The organism is Acidimicrobiia bacterium (genome assembly GCA_035651955.1).
In the GTDB taxonomy this organism is placed as follows: domain Bacteria; phylum Actinomycetota; class Acidimicrobiia; order IMCC26256; family JAMXLJ01; genus JAMXLJ01.
Window position 1 is genome coordinate 32609 of sequence record DASRES010000008.1, and the last position, 18908, is coordinate 51516.

Annotated in this window: 18 protein-coding genes and 1 riboswitch; of the genes, 8 read left to right on the forward strand and 10 right to left on the reverse strand. The window is 72.2% G+C overall.

The window, feature by feature from the left end:
- Positions 1 to 58: 58 nt before the first annotated feature.
- The 4 genes from VFC33_02120 to VFC33_02135 all read left to right on the forward strand — a co-directional run bounded on the left by VFC33_02120 (position 59) and on the right by VFC33_02135 (position 4459).
- Positions 59 to 898 (forward strand): serine/threonine-protein kinase, encoded by an 840-nt coding sequence (locus VFC33_02120; protein ID HZR12023.1) that lies wholly within the window; start codon positions 59 to 61, stop codon positions 896 to 898.
- 106 nt (positions 899 to 1004) lie between these two features.
- Positions 1005 to 1994 carry an LLM class flavin-dependent oxidoreductase gene (locus VFC33_02125; protein HZR12024.1) on the forward strand — a complete coding sequence of 330 codons (990 nt, stop codon included), beginning with the start codon at positions 1005 to 1007 and terminating at the stop codon, positions 1992 to 1994.
- A gap of 11 nt (positions 1995 to 2005) precedes the next feature.
- Positions 2006 to 3271 (forward strand): DUF445 domain-containing protein, encoded by a 1266-nt coding sequence (locus VFC33_02130; GenBank protein HZR12025.1) that lies wholly within the window; start codon positions 2006 to 2008, stop codon positions 3269 to 3271.
- Between the two features lie 36 nt (positions 3272 to 3307).
- The gene (locus tag VFC33_02135) at positions 3308 to 4459 is read left to right on the forward strand and encodes an alkaline phosphatase family protein (GenBank protein ID HZR12026.1); all 1152 of its coding nucleotides are present in this window, start codon (positions 3308 to 3310) and stop codon (positions 4457 to 4459) included.
- A 13-nt stretch (positions 4460 to 4472) separates the two neighbouring features.
- On the opposite strand, the gene VFC33_02140 is transcribed toward VFC33_02135, so the two are convergent.
- Positions 4473 to 5645, reverse strand: a complete 1173-nt coding sequence (locus tag VFC33_02140) for a hypothetical protein (GenBank protein ID HZR12027.1) — start codon at positions 5643 to 5645, stop codon at positions 4473 to 4475.
- Between the two features lie 21 nt (positions 5646 to 5666).
- Between VFC33_02140 and VFC33_02145 the strand changes: the two genes are divergently transcribed.
- Positions 5667 to 5972: a hypothetical protein gene (locus VFC33_02145; protein ID HZR12028.1), complete on the forward strand. Its 306-nt coding sequence runs from the start codon at positions 5667 to 5669 to the stop codon at positions 5970 to 5972.
- On the opposite strand, the gene VFC33_02150 is transcribed toward VFC33_02145, so the two are convergent.
- The 7 genes from VFC33_02150 to VFC33_02180 form a co-directional block, all read right to left on the reverse strand.
- On the reverse strand, positions 5902 to 6861 hold the full coding sequence (locus VFC33_02150) for a PfkB family carbohydrate kinase (GenBank protein HZR12029.1): 960 nt from the start codon (positions 6859 to 6861) through the stop codon (positions 5902 to 5904). The two genes, VFC33_02145 and VFC33_02150, sit on opposite strands and share 71 nt — an antisense overlap.
- Positions 6858 to 7322, reverse strand: coding sequence for a flavodoxin (locus tag VFC33_02155; protein ID HZR12030.1), 465 nt, complete (start codon positions 7320 to 7322; stop codon positions 6858 to 6860). The genes VFC33_02150 and VFC33_02155 overlap by 4 nt, the downstream gene beginning before the upstream one ends.
- 18 nt (positions 7323 to 7340) lie before the next feature.
- A complete protein-coding gene (locus VFC33_02160) occupies positions 7341 to 7811 on the reverse strand; it encodes a hypothetical protein (GenBank protein HZR12031.1) in 471 nt (156 codons plus the stop codon).
- 75 nt (positions 7812 to 7886) lie between these two features.
- On the reverse strand, positions 7887 to 9560 hold the full coding sequence (locus VFC33_02165) for a CocE/NonD family hydrolase (GenBank protein HZR12032.1): 1674 nt from the start codon (positions 9558 to 9560) through the stop codon (positions 7887 to 7889).
- A 78-nt stretch (positions 9561 to 9638) separates the two neighbouring features.
- Entirely contained in the window at positions 9639 to 11084 is a 1446-nt protein-coding gene (locus VFC33_02170) for a hypothetical protein (GenBank protein ID HZR12033.1), read from the reverse strand.
- Positions 11081 to 11560, reverse strand: a complete 480-nt coding sequence (locus tag VFC33_02175) for a hypothetical protein (GenBank protein ID HZR12034.1) — start codon at positions 11558 to 11560, stop codon at positions 11081 to 11083. The genes VFC33_02170 and VFC33_02175 overlap by 4 nt, the downstream gene beginning before the upstream one ends.
- A gap of 105 nt (positions 11561 to 11665) precedes the next feature.
- Complete coding sequence (locus VFC33_02180; GenBank protein ID HZR12035.1) at positions 11666 to 12130, reverse strand: hypothetical protein; 465 nt, start codon at positions 12128 to 12130, stop codon at positions 11666 to 11668.
- Positions 12131 to 12159: 29 nt separating this feature from the next.
- Positions 12160 to 12243: riboswitch (cyclic di-GMP riboswitch) on the reverse strand.
- Positions 12244 to 12429: 186 nt separating this feature from the next.
- Between VFC33_02180 and VFC33_02185 the strand changes: the two genes are divergently transcribed.
- Genes VFC33_02185 through VFC33_02195 form a run of 3 tightly spaced genes read left to right on the forward strand, consistent with a single transcriptional unit; the run spans position 12430 to position 15678 of the window.
- Positions 12430 to 13875, forward strand: a complete 1446-nt coding sequence (locus VFC33_02185) for an amidohydrolase family protein (protein ID HZR12036.1) — start codon at positions 12430 to 12432, stop codon at positions 13873 to 13875.
- Entirely contained in the window at positions 13865 to 14824 is a 960-nt protein-coding gene (locus VFC33_02190) for an aldolase/citrate lyase family protein (protein ID HZR12037.1), read from the forward strand. The genes VFC33_02185 and VFC33_02190 overlap by 11 nt, the downstream gene beginning before the upstream one ends.
- Positions 14821 to 15678, forward strand: coding sequence for an SDR family oxidoreductase (locus VFC33_02195; protein HZR12038.1), 858 nt, complete (start codon positions 14821 to 14823; stop codon positions 15676 to 15678). The genes VFC33_02190 and VFC33_02195 overlap by 4 nt, the downstream gene beginning before the upstream one ends.
- Before the next feature lie 53 nt (positions 15679 to 15731).
- Here the strand turns inward: VFC33_02195 and VFC33_02200 are convergent, their stop codons facing one another.
- The gene (locus VFC33_02200) at positions 15732 to 18281 is read right to left on the reverse strand and encodes a metallophosphoesterase (GenBank protein HZR12039.1); all 2550 of its coding nucleotides are present in this window, start codon (positions 18279 to 18281) and stop codon (positions 15732 to 15734) included.
- A 202-nt stretch (positions 18282 to 18483) separates the two neighbouring features.
- Positions 18484 to 18882, reverse strand: a complete 399-nt coding sequence (locus tag VFC33_02205; protein HZR12040.1) for a PaaI family thioesterase — start codon at positions 18880 to 18882, stop codon at positions 18484 to 18486.
- Positions 18883 to 18908: the final 26 nt, after the last annotated feature.

Consider the following 18908-nt stretch of genomic DNA (forward strand, 5'->3'; position numbering starts at 1 on the left):
AGGCTTCGACCATCCACGGTCGGTGGGAGGCGCGTCGGTAGCATTCCGGCCCGTGGGAATGACGCTCGGGCGGCGTTACGAGCTGCGGGCGCCGTTGGGTACGGGGTCCATGGCGCAGGTCGTCGAGGCGCACGACGTCGTGCTCGACCGCGACGTCGCGATCAAGCTGCTGCGGACCGAGAGCGCGGACGCCGAGGGGATCGCGCGCTTCGTGAGGGAGGCGCGCGTCGCCGCGAGCCTGAGTCACCCGAACGTCGTGCGCATCTTCGACGCCGGCGAGGAGGGGGGCCGGCTCTACCTCGTCATGGAGCTCGTCCGCGGCCCGAACCTCGCGTACGTGCTCAAGCGGGTCGGGCCGTTGAGCGTGCGGCAGGCCGTCGCGCTGACCGACCAGGTGCTCGGCGCGCTCGCCGCCGCGCACGAGCGCGGGCTCGTCCACCGCGACGTGAAGCCGGGCAACATCCTCTTCGCCGACGACCGCACCGTGAAGCTCGCCGACTTCGGGCTCGCCAAGACCGTGCAGGACCCGTCGTCGGCCGTCACCCGTCCCGGTCAGGTCGTCGGCACGCCGATGTACCTCGCGCCCGAGCGCTCGGAGGGCCGTCTCGCGTCGCCGGCGTCCGACCTCTACTCGGTCGGCATCGTCCTGTTCGAGATGCTCGCGGGCAAGCCGCCGTTCACGGGCCGGAGCCTGCTCGAGCTCGCGATGGCGCACCAGCAGGCCCCCGTCCCACCGATCCCGCGCACCGACGTCCCCGAGGCCGTCGAGGCGCTGATGCTGCACGCGCTCGCGTGCGACCCGGACGCACGCCCGTCGAGCGCACGCGCCATGCAGGACGCGCTGCGTCGCGCGACCCGTCCCGGGGTCGCGCCCCGTCTCGCCGCCGCGGGGTCGTAACTCCCCCGACGTCCATGCGTCGCTGGACGTCGTCAGACGACGACGAACGACGCATGGACGCAACGGCCGCTGGCCCGGGCGCGCTGCGCGCGGCTATGACCTTTCGATGCTCCTGATGCGGTTCGCGATGCGGACGGCCGGGGGAGACGGCGCGACGCGCGCCGCGCTCTACCGGGCCGCGCTCGAGATGGCCGAGTGGGGCGAGCACAACGGGTGCATGTCGCTCGTCGTCTCGCAGCACCACGCCGCCGACGACGGGTACCTTCCGTCGCCGCTCGTGCTCGCGTCGGGCATGGCCGCGGTGACCGAGACGACGCCGATCATGGTCGCCGCCCTGCTCGTCCTCTTCTACGAGCCCGTCAAGCTCGCGGAGGACATGGCGGTGCTCGACCTGATGAGCAACGGCCGCGTCTCGTACACGATCGGGCTCGGCTACCGGGACGAGGAGTTCGAGCAGTTCGGTGTGGACAAGTCGCGACGCGCGCGGCTCGTCGAGGAGAGGATCGCGATCCTGCGCGCGGCGTGGACGGGCGAGCCGTTCGAGCACGACGGCCGGCGCGTCCGCGTCACGCCGGCGCCGCTCCAACCCGGCGGTCCGATGCTGATGGGCGGGGGCGGGACGCCGGGGGCGGCGCGCCGCGCGGCGCGTCTCGGCATGGCGTTCCTCGCCGACACGACCGACGACACGCTCGCGCAGGAGTACGAGGCCGAGGCGGCACGCGTCGGCGTCACCCCGGTCGGCTGCATGATCCCGCCGCCCGACTCGTCCACGTTCTTCGTCGCCGACGACCCCGACCGCGCGTGGCACGAGCTCGGCCCGTACATGCTGAACGACGCGCGCGCGTACGCGGAGTGGAACCGCGGCCGCACGGGCATCGCGATGGTGACGTCCGCGTCCACGGTCGACGAGCTGCGCGCGGGCACCGCGTTCCGCGTGATCACGCCCGACGAGGCAGTCGCCACCATCCGGCGCGAGGGCGTGCTCCAGCTGCAGCCGCTCGTCGGCGGGTTGCCGCCCGATCTCGCCTGGCCCCACCTCGAGCTCGCGGCACGCGCGGTGGCGCGTGCAGGAGCCGCGACGGCGCCACCGGGGTAGACCTTCGGGCAGTGAGCACCCCGGCGCCGCCCGCCGTCAGCTCGGAACCCGCGCGCCGTCACCGGCTGACGGTCACGAAGCGACGCGCGACCGCGCTGCTCGCCGGGGTCACGGTCGTGTTCCTCGTGGTGACGGCCCGGGGCGGCCACTCGACCTGGGCCGGCTACGTGCAGGCGGCCGCGGAGGCGTCCATGGTCGGCGGTCTCGCGGACTGGTTCGCGGTGACCGCGCTGTTCCGCCGGCCGCTCGGCCTGCCGATCCCGCACACCGCGATCGTCGTCGAGCGCAAGGACCAGTTCGCGGAGACGCTGGGCGACTTCATCCGGGAGAGCTTCCTGTCGCCTGACGCGCTGCTCGAACGGGTGCGGGCCGCGAACGTCGTCGACCGTCTCGCCACGTGGATGACGCAGCCCGCGAACGCGCAGCGCCTCGCCGGTGACGTCGCCGACGCCGCGACGACCGTCGTCGACCTGCTCCGCGACGACGACGTGCACACGACGATCGAGGACCTCGTCCGCCGCCAGGTCGACGCGGTGCCGCTCGCGCCGATCGCCGGCCGCGCGCTGCGGCTCTTCACCGAGGACGGGCGTCACGAGAAGGCCCTCGACGCCGCGCTCCGGTCGCTCGACGCGTTCCTCGACGAGCACCGCGCCGACCTGCGGTCGCGGTTCCTCGCGCAGGCGCCGTGGTGGCTGCCGATGTCGATCGAGGAGCGGATCTTCGACCGCCTGCTCGACGGCGCGCGCGACGCGCTGCACGAGATGGTCGGCGACCACGACAGCGCGCTCCGCCGGTACTTCGACACGCGTCTCGTGTCGTTCGCGGCCGAGCTCGAGACGTCGCCCTCGCTCCGCGCGCGCGGCGAGCAGCTCAAGTCGGACGTGCTCGCGCACCCGCAACTGCGCGAGTGGGTCGCGTCCGCGTGGTCGGACGCCAAGGAACGACTGCGCGCGCAGGCAGCCGATCCGGGCTCCGAGCTGCGAGCGCGGACGGCTGCACTGATCGCCGCTGCCGGCGCGCGCATGCGCGACGACCCGACCGTCGCCGGCGCGATCGACGACGCGACGGAGTCCGCCGTCCGCTACGTCGCGACCCACTTCGACGCCGAGATCCGCGGGCTCGTGACCGGCACGATCGCGCGCTGGGACGCCGACGAGACCGCCCGCCGGCTGGAGCTGCTGCTGGGCCCCGACCTCCAGTACATCCGCATCAACGGCACGGTCGTCGGCGCGCTCGCGGGTCTCGCGTTGCACGCGATCGCCGTCGCGCTCGGATGACGGGGCGCGTCGAGAGCGCCGCGCTACGTTGCGCCCATGCGTGCTCGCCTGCTGTGTGCCGCCGTCGCGGTCGCGCTCGTCGCGGCCGCGTGCTCGTCGGGTTCGTCGGGCTCGTCGAAGAAGTCGTCATCCGGGTCGCCGTCGTCGACGACGACGACCGCGAAGGCCTCCGGTGCCGCGACGCCGACGATCGGTCACGTCTTCGTCATCAACCTCGAGAACAAGAGCTACGACCAGACCTGGGGGCCCGGCTCGAAGGCGCACTACCTGAACACGACGCTGCGCGCCAAGGGCGAGCTGCTGACGAACTACTACGGGATCGGTCACGCGAGCCTCGACAACTACATCGCGCAGATCAGCGGCCAGTCACCGAACCCGAGCACACAGGCCGACTGCACGACCTACACCGAGTTCGCACAGACCGGAGTCGGCGCGGACGGTCAGGCGCTCGGCAAGGGCTGCGTGTACCCCGCGTCCGTGAAGACGATCGCGGACCAGCTCGTCGCCGCCGGGAAGACGTGGAAGGGCTACATGGAGGACATGGGCAACTCGTCCACCGAGCCCAAGACGTGCCGCCACCCGGCGATCGGCAGCACCGACCACACGATCCGCCCGACCGCGGGTGACCAGTACGCGACGCGTCACAACCCGTTCGTGTACTTCCACTCGATCATCGACTCCCCGGCGTGCAACCAGAACGACGTCCCGCTCGACCGGCTCCCCGGCGACCTCGCGTCCGTGGCGACGACGCCGAACCTCGTGTTCATCACGCCGAACGTCTGCAACGACGGGCACGACTCGCCCTGCGCCGACGGCCAGCCCGGCGGTCTCGTGTCCGCCGACCGGTTCCTGAGCCAGTGGGTCCCGAGGATCCTCGCCTCGCCCGCCTACCAGCACGACGGGCTGCTCGTCGTCACGTTCGACGAGGCGGAGACGTCGGACTCCACCGCGTGCTGCAACACGCCCCCGTCACCGAACACGAGCCAGCCCGGCGGCGACGGTCCCGGCGGCGGGCGGATCGGCGCGCTGCTCGTGTCGTCCGCGGTCGAGCCCGGGTCGACGAACGGCACGCCGTACAACCACTACGCGCTCTTGTGCAGCATCGAGAACGTCTTCGGCCTCGACCACCTCGGCTTCGCCGGCGCGCCGGGGCTCCAGTGCTTCGGCAAGGACGTCTACAACCGCTGAACGCGGTCAGCTCCTACGCGACGGACGCGCCGTAGGAGTCGTACGCGCGGCCGGCCGCCTCGGCGGCGGCGCGTCCTTGCCCGAGTTGGAAGGGCGAGATGCCGCCGCGCTCCCACGGCGACACGGAGCCGGCTCCGATCGCGGCCGCCGACTTGGGCAGCACGCCGAAGTCCGCGCGTACGGCGTCGATGGGTCGGGACGCGTGCGCGAACCAGTCGATCGTGAGCAGGTCCGTGTCCGCGCACCGCCCGTGCGCGTCGAGGTAGGTCCCGACCATGGCCCCGCGGTACATCGCGTCGGCCAGCCGCGTGGCCATGCGCCGGGCGTCGCGCGACAGGTGACCGCGGTCGTACTCGAACAGGTTGGCGGCGTCGTGGAGGTATCCGGTCTCGAACAGGCCGAGCACCATCGCGAGCAACGAGAACGCACGCGGGTCGTCGTTGGCGCGCGCGATGAAGCCGAACACCTCGATCTCGCACTCGACGGTCGACCCGTAGTCGGCGAGGACGTGCACCCAGTCGTGCTGCGCGAGCGTCGGCGGTGCGCTCTGCGGAAGACCCGGGAACGTGAACCCGCGCGCCCGGTAGAACTTCCACACCTCGTGCCCGAGCGAGCCCGCGGGGCAGTCCTCGAGATCGGCCCAGCGCCGCGCGAGGGCGGCGTCGTCGCACGCGAATTGCCACGCGTCCTCGAGGGCGTCGGACGCGTGCAGGTGGTCCGGAGGCGTCGCGAGCAGGTGCTCGAAGTAACCCGAGCGCCGGAAGTCCATGAGCGCGAGACCGAGCGAGCCGCGTGCGACGTCGCGCGCGACGCGTTGCATGTCGTCGCACACACCCAGCCATGCTGCGTACTGCTCGACGCGCTCGCTGACCTCGCGCGGGAGCGGGACGAGCAGCAGCTCGGCGAGCAGGATCGTCTGGAAGATCCGCGTGCGGAACCGGTGGTCGCGGCGTGCGAGGCCTTCGGCGAGCTCGCGCGGGCCGACGGGCGTGGCCGTCGCGACGTCCACCGCACGGCCGGTCATCGACTCCGTCAACGCGTCGATCACCGCGCGCTGGACGTCCGTGAGCGGGTGACCGGTCGCGAGCGCGCCGTTGTACCCACCGACGATCAGGCGGACCTCGTCGTCGTCGGGCGGGTCGAGCCGGGGTGCATCGGGGAACGGGACCGGGGCGATCGTCTCCATGCCCACGTAGTGTTCCGCATCGTGGGTTGCGGGTGCCTGCTCGTTCTCGCGGCGTGGATCTCGCCGCGTCTCGCGATCTTCCTCGTCTGGCTGTTCACGAGCAGGATGAGCGTGGCCTTCGACCGCTTCTGGATCGCGGCCGTCGGGTTCTTCTTCCTGCCCTGGACGACGCTCGCGTGGGCCGCTGCGTACGCGCCCGGTCACGGCGTGCGCGGCTTCGGCTGGATCCTCGTGGTCGTCGCGCTGATCGTGGACCTCAGCACACACGCGGGGAGCGCCGAGGCTCGACGGGCGCGCCGGGCCCGGCGCCGCGGCGCGCGCAGCTGAGCGCGGCGAGCTCGTTCGCGGCGTCGAGCGCGGCCGCCAGTTGCGCGTCGCCGAGCATCGCGAGCCCGCCGGCACGCAGCGCACCGCGCGCCGCGAGCGCCTGCAGCAGCCCCGCCGTGAACGCGTCACCCGCACCGACGGTGTCGACGACCGTCACGGTCGGCGCGCGTCGCTCGACGACGCGCGCACCGTCCCGCGAGCGCGCGACGGCGCCCGCGGGGCCACGCGTGACGACGACCAGCTCGACGCCGGCCTCGAGCCAGCGCGCGGCGACCTCGAGCGGGTCGGTCCTGGGCCAGAGCATCGCGAGGTCCTCGTCGCTCGCCTTGACGAGGTGCGCGTGACGCACGAGCGCGTCGACGCGATCGGGGTCGGCGGTCGTCTCGCGGACGTTCGGGTCGAACGAGACGACGGCACGGCCGTGTGCCCGGACACGCGCGAGCCACGCGGCCAGCACGTCGCGGCCGGGACCGAGCGCGACGGCCAGCGACCCGGTGTGGACGACCGTGGCCGCGAGGCCGGCGACATCGGGCAGCTCGTCCGCGCGCCACCGGTAGTCGGCCGCGCCGTCGACGTGGAGCGAGTAGCGCGGCACCCCGGACACGTCGCTGGTCACGACCGCGACGGAGCACGGCTCGTCGACGTCCACGCATGCCGACACGTCGACGCCCGACGCGACGAGATGCGCACGCAGCCACGGGCCGAAGCCGTGACGCGAGATGCGCGCCGCGAGCGCGGTCGGGATGCCGAGCCCGGCGGCGGCGACCGCGACGTTCGCGGGGCTGCCACCGGGATGCGCGCGCACCGCGAGCGGCGTGGACGCGACGTCCAAACCGTCGACCACGAGGTCGACGACGACCTCTCCGACGACGAGCAGGCTGTCGGTCACGGCGCCGCTTCGAGCGCGAGCGTCGCGGCGAGCGCGCCGCCGAGCTCCTCGCACGCGGCGAGGTCGTCGCGCCCCGGTTCACCGACGACGCTCACGGGCTCCTGGACGCGCCGCCACGCGAGACCGGTCGTCACGACCTCGATCGCGCGCAGCGCGCCGGTCGTGTCGCTGTTGCCGTGCACGTACACGCCGTAGGGACGGCGTCGCGTCGCGTCGAGGCACGGGTAGTACACCTGATCGAAGAAGTGCTTGAGCGCGCCCGACATGTACCCGAGGTTCGCGGGCGTCCCGAGCACGTAGCCGTCCGCGGCGAGCACGTCCACCGCGGTCGCGCTCAGCGCGGGACGGAAGACGACGTCGACGCCCTCGACGAGGTCGGTCGTCGCGCCGGCGCGCACTGCCTCGAACATCGCGTGCATCGCCGGCGACGGGGTGTGGTGGACGACGAGCAACGTCGGCATGGCGGGACAGTGTCGCGGTCAGTGCCCTCCGTGCGAACCGGTTGTCGTCGTCGTCGCCTCGGTGGTCGACGTCGTCGGGGGAACCGTGGTCGTCGTCGACGACGGCGCTGCGGTCGCCGACGTCGTGGTCGTGGTCGGCGCCGTTGCCGCGGTCGCGTTCGGGGCGGAGCCGAGCCGGGCGAGGACGGCCGCGAGCCACCCGAGGTCGGGTGACGGCGAACGCGTCGTGGTCGCGCGACGGGAGAGCGCGACGGTCGGCGGTGTCGGTGGCGCGGTCGTCACCGTCTCACCGAGGACCTGGACGCCGATCGTGGTCGTCGACGCGTCGTCGTGTGTCGTGACGCGGGCGGACTCGTGATCACCGCTCGCGGGGTGCAGGACCGCGAACGTCGCCGCGCCCACGAACAGGACCGCCGCGACCACCGCGGCGACGAGCAGTTGGTCGTCGTTGGTTCGCGCGCGACGCCAGCGCCGGTGCAGTCGCACCACCGTTGCCCACCCCTTCCCCGCGCCCGCACCATGAGACCACCGCGGCGCGCGCGGAACAAGGATCCCCTTCCGGCGCTACCCCCGGGATCCCACGTCGCGCGCGACGACGGGCACGTGGAGCGCGCTGTCGAAGCGGCCGCCGGTGTGCACGACGCACGTGCCGCGCGGGCTGCGCTCGTAGCCGGCGGGGAACTGCCCGAGGAGCGGGTTGCGCGGGAAGAACCACCGGCCGCGCACGTCGAGCCGCAACTGCTCACCCGCGCGGAACAGCGTCGCCGACGGCGCGAGCGCGACGTCGACCGCGACGATCTCGCCGCGACGCAACGGCTCGGCACGCTCGCACGCGTGCCACGGCCGTCCCGGCCGCGACCGGTCGGGATCGACGGCGCGCAGCGACGCCTTCACCATCCCGTGCGTGACGAGGTCGCGATCGAAGCCGTACGAGCCCTCGAAGCCGACGGGTCGTCCGCCGCGGAGCTTGCGCACACCGACGAACAGGAAGACGTCGCGCGCGTCGCGGACCTCGACGTGCAGGCGAGCGGACATCGGGCCCGTCAGCTCGGTGTCCTCGGTGAGCGTCCAGACGAAGCGCAGCGAGCCGTGACGCGTCGCGAACGACGCCGACGAGATTGCACCGACCGGCGTAGGGCGGAGCGTGCCCGTCGCGGCATCGAGCGCGAGCGCGGTCCAGCGCGTGCCCGGGAGCGGCCATGCGTCCTCGCCGCGCACGCCGGCGACGGTGCGCGCGTCCTCGCGCACCTCGACGCGGACGCGCGGGACCCGCTCCATCCCGTTGACCTCGCCCTTCAGGAAGTGACCGAAGAAGCGGTCCTGGAAGGCCAGCGCCTCGGGCGAGTAGTAGATCGCCCACTTCGGTCCCCGGTGGGTGTACAGCCACTTGTCAGTCGAGCCGATGCGTTCGAACCCCTCGAACGTCCCGCTGCTGTGCAGGCAGTGGTCCGAGAAGCTGCCGCACACGAGCGCGGGGACCTCGACGCGCTCGACGTCGCGCACGCGCGCACGCCACCACTCGTCGAAGAGCGGGCGGTGTCGTTGCTGCGCGCGCAGGTCGACGGGGCTCCGGCGTTGCAGCCGGAGCAGCGCGGTCCACATGATGACGAACCCGTCCTCGCGCACGCCGCCGCGCCGCGCGAAGTCGTGGTACGCGTCGACGAAGCCCTCCCACGGGCAGATCGCCGCGAGGTGCGGCGGGCGGCGCGACGCCGCGCCCCACTGCGAGATCGCGAGGTACGAGACGCCGTTCAGCCCGACCTTGCCGGTCGACCACGGCTGTCCCGCCGCCCACTCGATCAGGTCGTGGTAGTCGTCGGCCTCCTGCTCGGAGAGGAGCTCGCCCACGCCGTCGGAGCGACCCCACCCGCGCAGGTCGCCGTTCACGACGACGTAGCCACGCGGCACCCAGTACCCCGGGTCGGGTGCCTCCCAGCCCGCCCACGCCGAGACCGTGAAGGGGACGCTCTGCGGGAGCAACCGGAACTGCCGCGGGATCGCGTATCGGGCGCCGCGCCGCCGCGGGAGCCGGTCCTTGCCGTACGGGTGCGCGCACATGAGGACCGGGAACCGACCGTCGCGGGCCGGGCGGAAGACGTTGACGCGCAGGATCGTGCCGTCGCGCACGCGGACCTCGACGTCGTGCTCGACCACGACGCCGTCGGGCGGTGCCGTGATCGTGACGAGCGGTCGGACCGCGCGCGCAACGCGGCGCGCGGCATGCAGGAGCGCACCCATGCGGTCCGTCTAGCACGTCACGAGGTGGGGCCCCAGGGGGATGGGCCCCACCTCGCGACGGCCTCCCGGCGCGATCGGTTACTTGGAGACGGTTGCCGTCGCCTGCGAGTAGACCGGACCGGACTGCGTTGCCGCGGTCAGGTTGTCGGTCCACGGGAAGAACGAGGTCTGGCCATCGAACGTGAAGCTCGCGGTCGACGTGGCGGGCCCGGTGGCGCTGATCGTCAACGTGACCGACGAGCCGGACGTCGGCGCCGTGAACGTGCCGCCGTTCGTCGTGACCTTCACCGTGCGGCCGGTGCCGACGTCGGTCACGGTGTTGCCGTACGTGTCCGTGACGCTGACCGTCGCGCTGAACAGACCATTGTTGTTGACGTGGGTCGCGCTGCACGTGAAGAGGCACGGGTTCGACAGCGTCCCGTTGGTCGACGCGTTCGTCCAGGCGAGCTTCGCGGCCGTCGTCGTCAGCACCGTGAACGTGGTCGTCCCGGACTTCGTGCCGTTCGAGACCGTCAGCGTCGTGCTGCCGGCATCGGTCAGCGTGATCGACGCGCTGGCTTGGGCGTTCGAGTCGAACGAGAGCCGGCTCGTCCCGCTGCTGCAGCTCTTGTTGGCGGGGTAGGTCGGCGCGTTGCCGCCCGGGCTGCTCGACGGACCCGAGAACGTCACGCACCCGTTCGTCGACGTCCACCCGCTGGCCGGGTTGCCGTACGCGTCGAGCGCGGCGACCGTCACGGTGAACGCCTGGCCGGCCGTCTGTGAGCCCGGGTTCGTCAGGGTGAAGTGGTCCAGGCCGGCGCCGCTCACGGCGACGCTGTCGCTCCCCGTCGCGCTCGTCGTGACGGTGTCGTTCACCGTGACGGTCATCGTCCCCGCCGTCGCGAGCGTGACGTTGGAGAACGTGTGCACACCGTTGTCGGATGCCGTGAACGTGTAGTCGGAGGGCAGCGTCGCCTGGGCGTCGCTGCTCGAGAAGTGGACGGTCCCGCGGTAGGTCGTGAGCGTCGCGTTCGACGCGTTGCGCGCGGTGACGGTCACGTTGAAGCCGCTGCCGGCGGTCGCCGACGACGGTGCGCTGACCGAGAAGTGGTCGACGCCCGCGACGGTGACGGCCGCGCTCTTCGCACTCTCGGCGCCCGTCCAGCTCCCGCTGTGAGGTGTGACCGTGTAGCGCCACGAGCCCGACGGCACGTTCGTCTCCGTGCAGCTCGTCGTCGTGAGGGTGCCCGAGCACGACGCGCCGACCGTGCGGGGCACGTTCGTCGTGGCGTCGTACGACTTGACGACGTAGCCGCCGACGGGCGATCCGCCGACCTTCACCGTGCTCCACGAGACGGTGACCGATGTGCCGGAGGCCGACGCGCTCGGTGTCGGACCCGACGGCATCGTGGTGGCCTTCCCCCACGCGGTCGTGCTCGCGCCGTGCGCCTGCCACGCCGCGTACGCGACCGTGTCGAGCGACGCGGCCGCGAGCACGGCGATGACCGTCGCGACGAGGAGCTGCTGCACCCGCCGGGCGTTCACGCCTTCGCCGCCTGAGCCGAGAGCGTCAGCGGGAACGTGGCGTCCTGGCACGCGTCGGGTGCGGTCCGCGCCATGCGCACGGTCACGCCGATCGAGTCCGAGCCGCGCGCGGGCACGACGAGCGCGCCCGAGAAGCCCGACGTCGCGAGGTTCGTCGCGAGGCAGCGCGGCGACGCGTCGTGCACGGTCACGGCGACCGTGGTCACGCGCAGGGGGATCGCGTTGGGGTTGTCGACACGCACCGCGAGCGTGCGGGTCGCGCTCGGATAGAGCCCGTCCACCTCACCGCGCAGGCTGAACGGGTGCGGTGTGGCGTCGTCCGTGTGGACCGTCGGCGCGTTCGACGCGCCGTGGGTGCCCGCCATCGCGTCCTGCCGGCGCGTGCGCGCGTGGCTGACCACGAGCACCACGAGGACGGCGATCACGGCGACCGTGACGACCGTGGCGGTGATCCTGGTCGGTCTCGAGCGGTGCATGGGCTGCGGGGCTCCGGATGATCGAAGGTCGGGCGGGCGGGCGGACTGTGGGAGGAGTGACGGCGGCCCGGAGCGCGGGGGAACGCGCTCCGGGCCGTCGGGGTGCTAGCTGCTGGCGCCGCTGATGCTCACCGGGATGGTGAACGTCTGGCCCTGGCAGGCGTCGACCGAGGCGTTGCTCATCGACGCCGCGTTCGCGAAGACCTTCGTGACGTTGCCGTTCGCCGGGACGACGATCGACAGGCCCGTCTGGTTCGTGAACGTGACGCCGTTGCTGGCGTCGCACGTCGTGTTGCCCGACGTGATGGCGCCGTTGCCCGTGACCGACGAGACGGTGACGGGGTACGGGTTGGGGTTGTTGATCGTGACCGCGACGTCCGCCGAACCGCTCGGGTAGAGCAGGTTCACGACCGACGCCGACGCGTCCGACGTGGTGAGTGCCTTCGCGGTCCCGGCCTTGGCCGAGCCGCTGCCGGTGCCGCCGGCGGTCCAGGCCGCCCACGCGAGCCCGATGCCGGCGAACGTGACGAGCGCGACCCCGAGGGCCGCGAGCTTCTTCCAATGGCGCAACGTTGTCTCCTTGGAGCTCGAGGTGAACACGACAGGGCGTCGGTTTCGCCTCTCGCTCCCCGCCGGCCAAGGCGACCAGTTGCAGCCGGTGGTTCACAGCGTCGCCCGCGCCGCCCGGGTGGCCACCCGGGGACGACGTGCGACCACTATCCGCGCGACAGAGCCGTCGGACAATGGGCCGCCCGCCTCATTCGTGCGGCGTGCGCCCGCCGGCCGTCGAGGAATGTGCGGACGAAGTCGGGCCGTGCGCGGATGCGGGGGACGGCCCGGCCCGAGGGAGCCGACGAAAATATCTCCCCATGACCCAGACGACGAGCCGTGCTGCGACCGTGCGGGCCGCGCTGGACCACCCGGTCGTCGACGCCGACGGCCACTTCGTCGAGATCGGGCCGCTGCTCGACGACGAGCTGCTCACCTATCTGGAGGAGGCGGGGGGTGCCGGCTTGCGCGACCGCTACGTCGCGAGCGGCGCCGCGCCGACCGACACCGCGTCGAACCTCGCCGACCGGGCGGATCCCTCCGTCCGCGCGCAGTGGCGCGCCATGCCCTCGTGGTGGGGATGGCCGACCCACGACGCGCGCGACCGCGCGACCGCGCACCTGCCCGCGCTGCTGTACGAGCGGCTCGACGAGCTCGGCATCGACTTCACGATCCTCTACCCGTCGACGAGCCTGGCGTTCTTCGAGGTGACCGACGAGGAGCTGTCGTCCGCGCTGTGCCGTGCCGTCAACCGCTACCACGCGCGCGTGTTCTCGCCGTACCAGGACCGGTGCACCGTCGGCGCGCTCGTCCCGATGAACACGCCCGCGCAGGCGGTCGAGGAGCTGTGCTACGCGGTCGGTGAGCTCGGCTTCAAGTCCGTGCTCATCGCCGGGTACGCGCGCCGTCCCGTCGGGCGTGACGGTTACCGGCTCGACATGTTCGGGCTCGACAGCGAGCACGACTACGACCCGTTCTGGGCCGCGTGCGTCGAGCTCGGTGTCGCGCCCGTCGCGCACAGCGCGCTGCAGCACCATCGTGTGACGCGCTCGATCTCGAACTACGTGTTCAACCACGTCAACGGGCTCGCGGCCGCGCACGAGTCACTGTGCAAGTCCCTGTTCCTCGCCGGTGTGACCCGACGGTTCCCGGCGCTCAACATCGGCTTCCTCGAAGGTGGTGTGGCGTGGGCGTGCGCGCTGTACGCGGGCCTCGTCGGCCACTGGGAGAAGCGCAACCGCGACGCGATCGGCGGTCTCGATCCGGACCGGCTCGACGTCGACGCGCTCATGGGGTGGTTCGCGGAGTACGGCGACGACACCGTCCGGGGTCAGCTCGACCGGTTGCGCGCGTTCTACGCCCGGCCGGCGGCGCGGCCCGCCGTGCTGGACGAGTTCGAGGCGTGCGGCATCACCGAGGAGCACGAGCTGCGCGACCTGTTCGTCGACAACTTCTACTTCGGGTGCGAGGCCGACGACCCGCTCGTCACCTGGGCCTTCCGGGAGGACGTCAACCCGCTCGGCGCGCGGATGCGGCCGGTCCTCGGATCGGACATCTCGCACTGGGACGTGCCCGACATGACGGAGCCGGTGCCGGAGGCCTACGAGCTCGTCGAGCGCGGGTTGCTCGACGCGCGTGCGTTCCGGGAGCTCGTGTTCGAGAACGCGGTCCGGCTGCACACGCGGACGAATCCGGCGTTCTTCGACGGGACCGCGTGCGAGGGCGCGGTCCGCGCGCTGCAGCCCGAGGTGCGCGGTGACCGGTGACGCCGCCAAGACGCGGGCCCGGCCGCTGCGCTCGGTGCTGTTCGTAGCCGGCGACCGGCGCGACGGCATCGAGCACGCGCTCGCGTCGGGCGCCGACTCGATCGTGATCGACCTCGAGGAGCCGCGCACGCCGTTCCCCGAGCGTGCGCGTGATGCGGCCCGCGCGGTCGTACGGGAGGTCCTCGACGGGCTGCCTCCCGCCGGCACGCGGACGCCGCTCGTGTTCGCGCGCGTGCAACCGCCGCCGACCGGACAGACGTTGAAGGACCTCCGTGCCGTCATGGGCCGGTCGCTCACCGGGGTGCTCGTGCCGAAGGTCCACGGTCCCGCCGACGTGCACGGGATCGATGCGCTGCTGACGTGCACGGAGGCGGATCTCGGTCTCGTCCCGGGGTCGACCGCGGTGTACCCGATCCTGGAGACTGCCGACGCGATCCGCAACGCGTACGACATCGCGGTCGCGTCGCCGCGCGTCGCGTACATGGGCGGCGCGGTCTCGCGCTTCGGCGACATCCACCAGGCGCTCGGCTACCGGTGGACGGCCGAGGGTCGCGAGACGCTGTTCCTGCGGTCGAAGGTGCTCGTCGATGCGCGCGCGGCCGGGATCCGCTACCCGATCAGCGGCATGTGGGGCGGTGCGCGCGACGACCTCGACGGCCTCCGCGCGTGGGCGGAGCAGCTCCGTGATCTCGGCTACTACGGGATGATGCTCGGCGACCCGATGCACGTCCCGCTCGTGCACGAGGTGTTCACGCCGTCGCGCGAGGACGTCGCGTACTGGCAGGACCTCGACCGTCTCGCGCGCGAAGCCGAGCGCGACGGGACGACGGTGACGTACGGCGACCCGAACCAGGGCGAGGGGCACGTCGTGCACATCGCGCACGTCGGATCCGCGCGCGTGAACCTCGAGTGGGCGCGCGCGTTGGGGATCGAGGAGACGAAGCAGTGACGAGACGCGTCGCGTTCGTGACCGGCGCGAGCCGCGGGATCGGCAAGGCGTGCGCGGTCTGGCTCGCCAAGGCTGGGTTCGACGTCGCGGTCACGGCGCGCACGGTCCGTGAGGGTGAGGCACGCGAGCACTCGTCGACCGTGGCCAAGAGCGACACGCGCCCACTGCCCGGCAGCCTCGACTCGACGGCGGCGCTCGTGCGCGGCGAGGGACGTGACGCGCTGGCGCTGCCCGCGGACCTCCTCGACCGGGCGTCGCTCGGCGCCGCCGTCGCGACCGTGCTCGAGCGGTGGGGTCGCGTCGACGTCCTCGTCAACAACGGGCGCTACATCGGGCCGGGCCACATGGACCGGTTCCTCGACACGCCGATCGAGCTCCTCGACAAGCACCTCGAGGCGAACGTCATGGCGCCCCTCGTGCTCGCGCGGCTCGTCCTCCCCCAGATGGTGGAGCGCGGGAGCGGGCTGGTCGCCGACGTCACGTCGAGCGTCGCGTGGATCGACCCGCCCGCGGCGGCGGGCGAGGGCGGTTGGGGGCTCGGGTACGCGATGTCGAAGGCCGCGATCCACCGCTTCGCCGGTGTGCTGCACCGCGAGCTCGCGGGCACCGGCGTCGTCGCGGTCAACGTCGACCCCGGGTTCGTCGCGACCGAGCGCATGGCGATCGACATGGGGGAGTACGGCTTCGACGCGAGCGCGGCCGCGCCACCCGATGCTGTGGGCGCCGCGGTCGCCTGGCTCGCGACCGCACCCGAGGCCGCGGCGCTCGACGGTCAGACGGTGCGCGCGCAGGAGCTCACGTGGGAGCACGGTCTGCTCCCCGGCTGGACCGGTCCCGTGCCGAACCCTGCGTAGCGACCTTGTGTGGTTCGGCCCGGTGACACCCGGCCGAACCACACAAGCAGCGGCTACAGCCCGATGTGCTGGGTCGCGAACGCGACGTCGTCGAACACGACGTCGTACGTGCGGCCCGTCTGCACCTCGCCGATCTGCAGTTGCCCGACCGCGGCTGTGCCGAGGTTCGCCGTCGTCGACGACAGCGAGTCGACGTGGACGTCGTCGAGCCACGCGTCGATCGTGCTCGACGTGCCGTTCACGCGCATGTGCAGCTCGAGTGCGTGCCAGCCCGGTGACACGGCGGTCGTGCTCGTCGTCGTGGTGGCCGCGACGTCGTTGCGCAGACCCAGAGTCCCGGACGTGCTGACGAACAGGTATCCGAGCGAGTTGCCCGATGCGTCACGGAACCGCAGCAGGTTCACCTGGCTCGACGAGCTCGGGATGTCGAAGTAGATGCGCGCGTACGCGTCCGTGTAGGTCGACGACAGCGTCTTCTTCGCGTACGTCGCACCGTTCGTCGTGTTGCCCTCGGCCGCCTTCGTCCCCGAGTGGACGGTCGTGCCCTCGACGGTCAGGCCGGACGACGACGTCCACGCCGAGAGGTTCCCCGACTCGAACCCGTCACTGAAGATCGGGACCACGGAGCTCGGCGTCGTCACCGGCGCTGCGGCGGTGAACCCCGACGCGTTGCTGGCCCCGTCACGCGCCCGCACCGAGTAGGTGTAGGTCGTGGACGGTGAGGCGGTCGTGTCGGTGAACGACGTCGACGTGCCGCCGACCGACCCGACGATCGTCCCGTTGCGCGCCACGTCGTACGCGGTCACGCCCACGTTGTCGGTGGAGGCGGACCAGGAGACGTTCACGGACGTCGGCGACGCCGCGCTCGCGGTCACGGCCGACGGTGCGGACGGCGCGGTCGTGTCGACGGTCCACGTGTACGTCGCGGGCGTCGGGTCCGTACCGCCGCTGTTCGACGCCGCGACCGTGAACGTGTGCGTCCCCTGGGCGAGGCCTGAGTAGCTGACCGGGCTCGTGCACGCGGTCGCGGCGCCTCCGTCGAGCTTGCACGTGAACGTCGCCGGCGTCGCGGTCGCGTGGAACGTGAACGACGCGCTCGTCGCGTTCGTCTGCAACGCGGGCGCGGCGTCGATCACCGTGTTCGGCGCGGTGCTGGAGAAGTCGTAGGTCTGCACGTCGAACGTCCGGCCGAGCGAGTCCGTCGGCGTGACCGTGATCGACGTGCCGTTCACCGTCACCTTCAGGAAGTGGAACACCTGGCTGGTCGACGTCGGGGCGACGGCCGACCCGCACTTCGAGCCCTTGCTCGACGAGTACGACCAGCCGATCGCGTACGCGTCGTAGGCGTGGCACGTCCCCATCGGCTCGAGCGTGCCGCCTCCGCCGCCGGTCACGTACGTGACGGGGGCGCCGGGCGCGCTCGGGACGTTGCGCTCGTAGACGTGCGCGTGACCGTTGAACCAGAGGTTCACGCCGTATTGGGTGAGCAGCCCCTCGAGGTTGCTCGGTCCCTGCAGGAACGTGTCCGAGGGCTGGGTGTTGTTGTCGGAGTACACCGGGTAGTGCGAGAAGGCGACCTTCAGCCCGGTCGGGTGCGCCTGCAGGTCGCTCAGCAGCCACTGGTACTCCGGTGTCCCGGGGGCGAAGTGCGCTGCCGCGTCGTTCGCGTACGGCGACGCGGTCCCGGGGTTCGTGTCACCCCACGCGGAGTCGAGCATGTAGAAGCGGACGTTCCCCGCGTCGAACGCGTACCACGCGCTCGTGTAGTTCACCGACGTCGTGCCGTTGATGCAGCAGTACGTGTCGCCGGTGTAGCGACCGTTCGACGACGCGACCGCGACGTCCTGCGGCCAGTTGACGAGGTCGGTGTGCGCGCCCGCGTTCGTCGTGAGGCCGTGGTTGCCGGCCGTCGGGAAGATCGGGATCGACGTGCCGGGGACGGTCCAGAACGTCGGGCCGTAGATCGCGCTCGTGTCGGCACCGGTCTGGTGGAGGTCCCCGTAGTTCTGCTGGTTGCCGTTCGGGTACCCGTTGTCGCCGACCGTGGCGACGAACCGCGCGCCGCTCGTGCGCACCTGCGACAGCAGGTTCGCCTGATCGGGGTTGTTGCCGTTCGCGTCGACCTGGCCCCAGTCGCCCATCACGTCGAACGAGAACGACTCGGTCGAGCCGGGTTGCACGTTGGCCTCGAACTGCAGCGACGGCGCCGTGCCGAGCAGGTCGGTCGAGCCGAGGTACACGCGGTAGCAGAAGGGTCCGACGTTCGGCAGCGTCAGCGGCGCCTTCCACTGGTACGAGGTCGCGGCCGCGACGACGACGGTCTGCTTCGTCGCGGTCTGGGTGTTCGACAGCGTGCAGGTCCCGCTGCCGGTGTCGAACGGGCCCCACTTCACCGAGCCGACCGTGCCGGACTGGTCGGTGCCCCAGTTGACGAGCACGTGCAGCCCGACGGCGTCGGTGAGGTACGGCGCGCGCGTCAGGTGACTGCTGAACGTGGCCGGGTCCGGCGCCGGCGGGGGTGACCACGGGGAGAGGCACCCCGACAGGACGAGCGCGAGCGCGCCGAGCAGCGCGCTCGAGACGAGGATCCGCCGACTGGACATGTGTACCGCCGTTTCGCGTCAGGTCTCCGCCACGCGTGATCCCTGCCCCCCCGACGCGGGACCCCGCCCACGAGCGAGCGTACGGACGCGCCCGCGCAGGCGGGATCGTCAGAAGTACCCCTCTTCGCGGCAACGTGTTGCCGCCCGCGTACGACGCGCTGCAGGCCGGTCACGTCGCGCGCGAATGCGCGGCGTTGGGCCCTTACTGCAAGACGGCCTGCGTCTGGGTGACGAGCGCGACGAGCCGGCCCTGCCCGTCGCGGAGCTCCGTCTGCACGACGATGGTCGTTCGCCCGACGTGCACGGGCTTCGCCGTGCCGGAGACCGTCCCGTCGCGCACCGCGCGGAAGAAGTTCGTCTTCGACTCGATGGTCGACGTCGTCGCGCCGGCGGGCAGGTTCAGGAACGCGCACACGGCGCCGAGGCTGTCGGCGAGTGTCATCAACGCGCCGCCGTGGAGCACGCCCGCCGTCGTGCAGCGCTCGGCGGCCCAGTCCAATTCGCCCCTGACCTCGCCCGGTGTGGTGGTCAGGAGGCGCACGCCGCACGTCTGGGCGAACGGCATCAGGGCAAGCAGCGCGTCCGGTTCGTGGTCGGCCATGCGGGCAGCGTCGCGGCCGCGGGGGC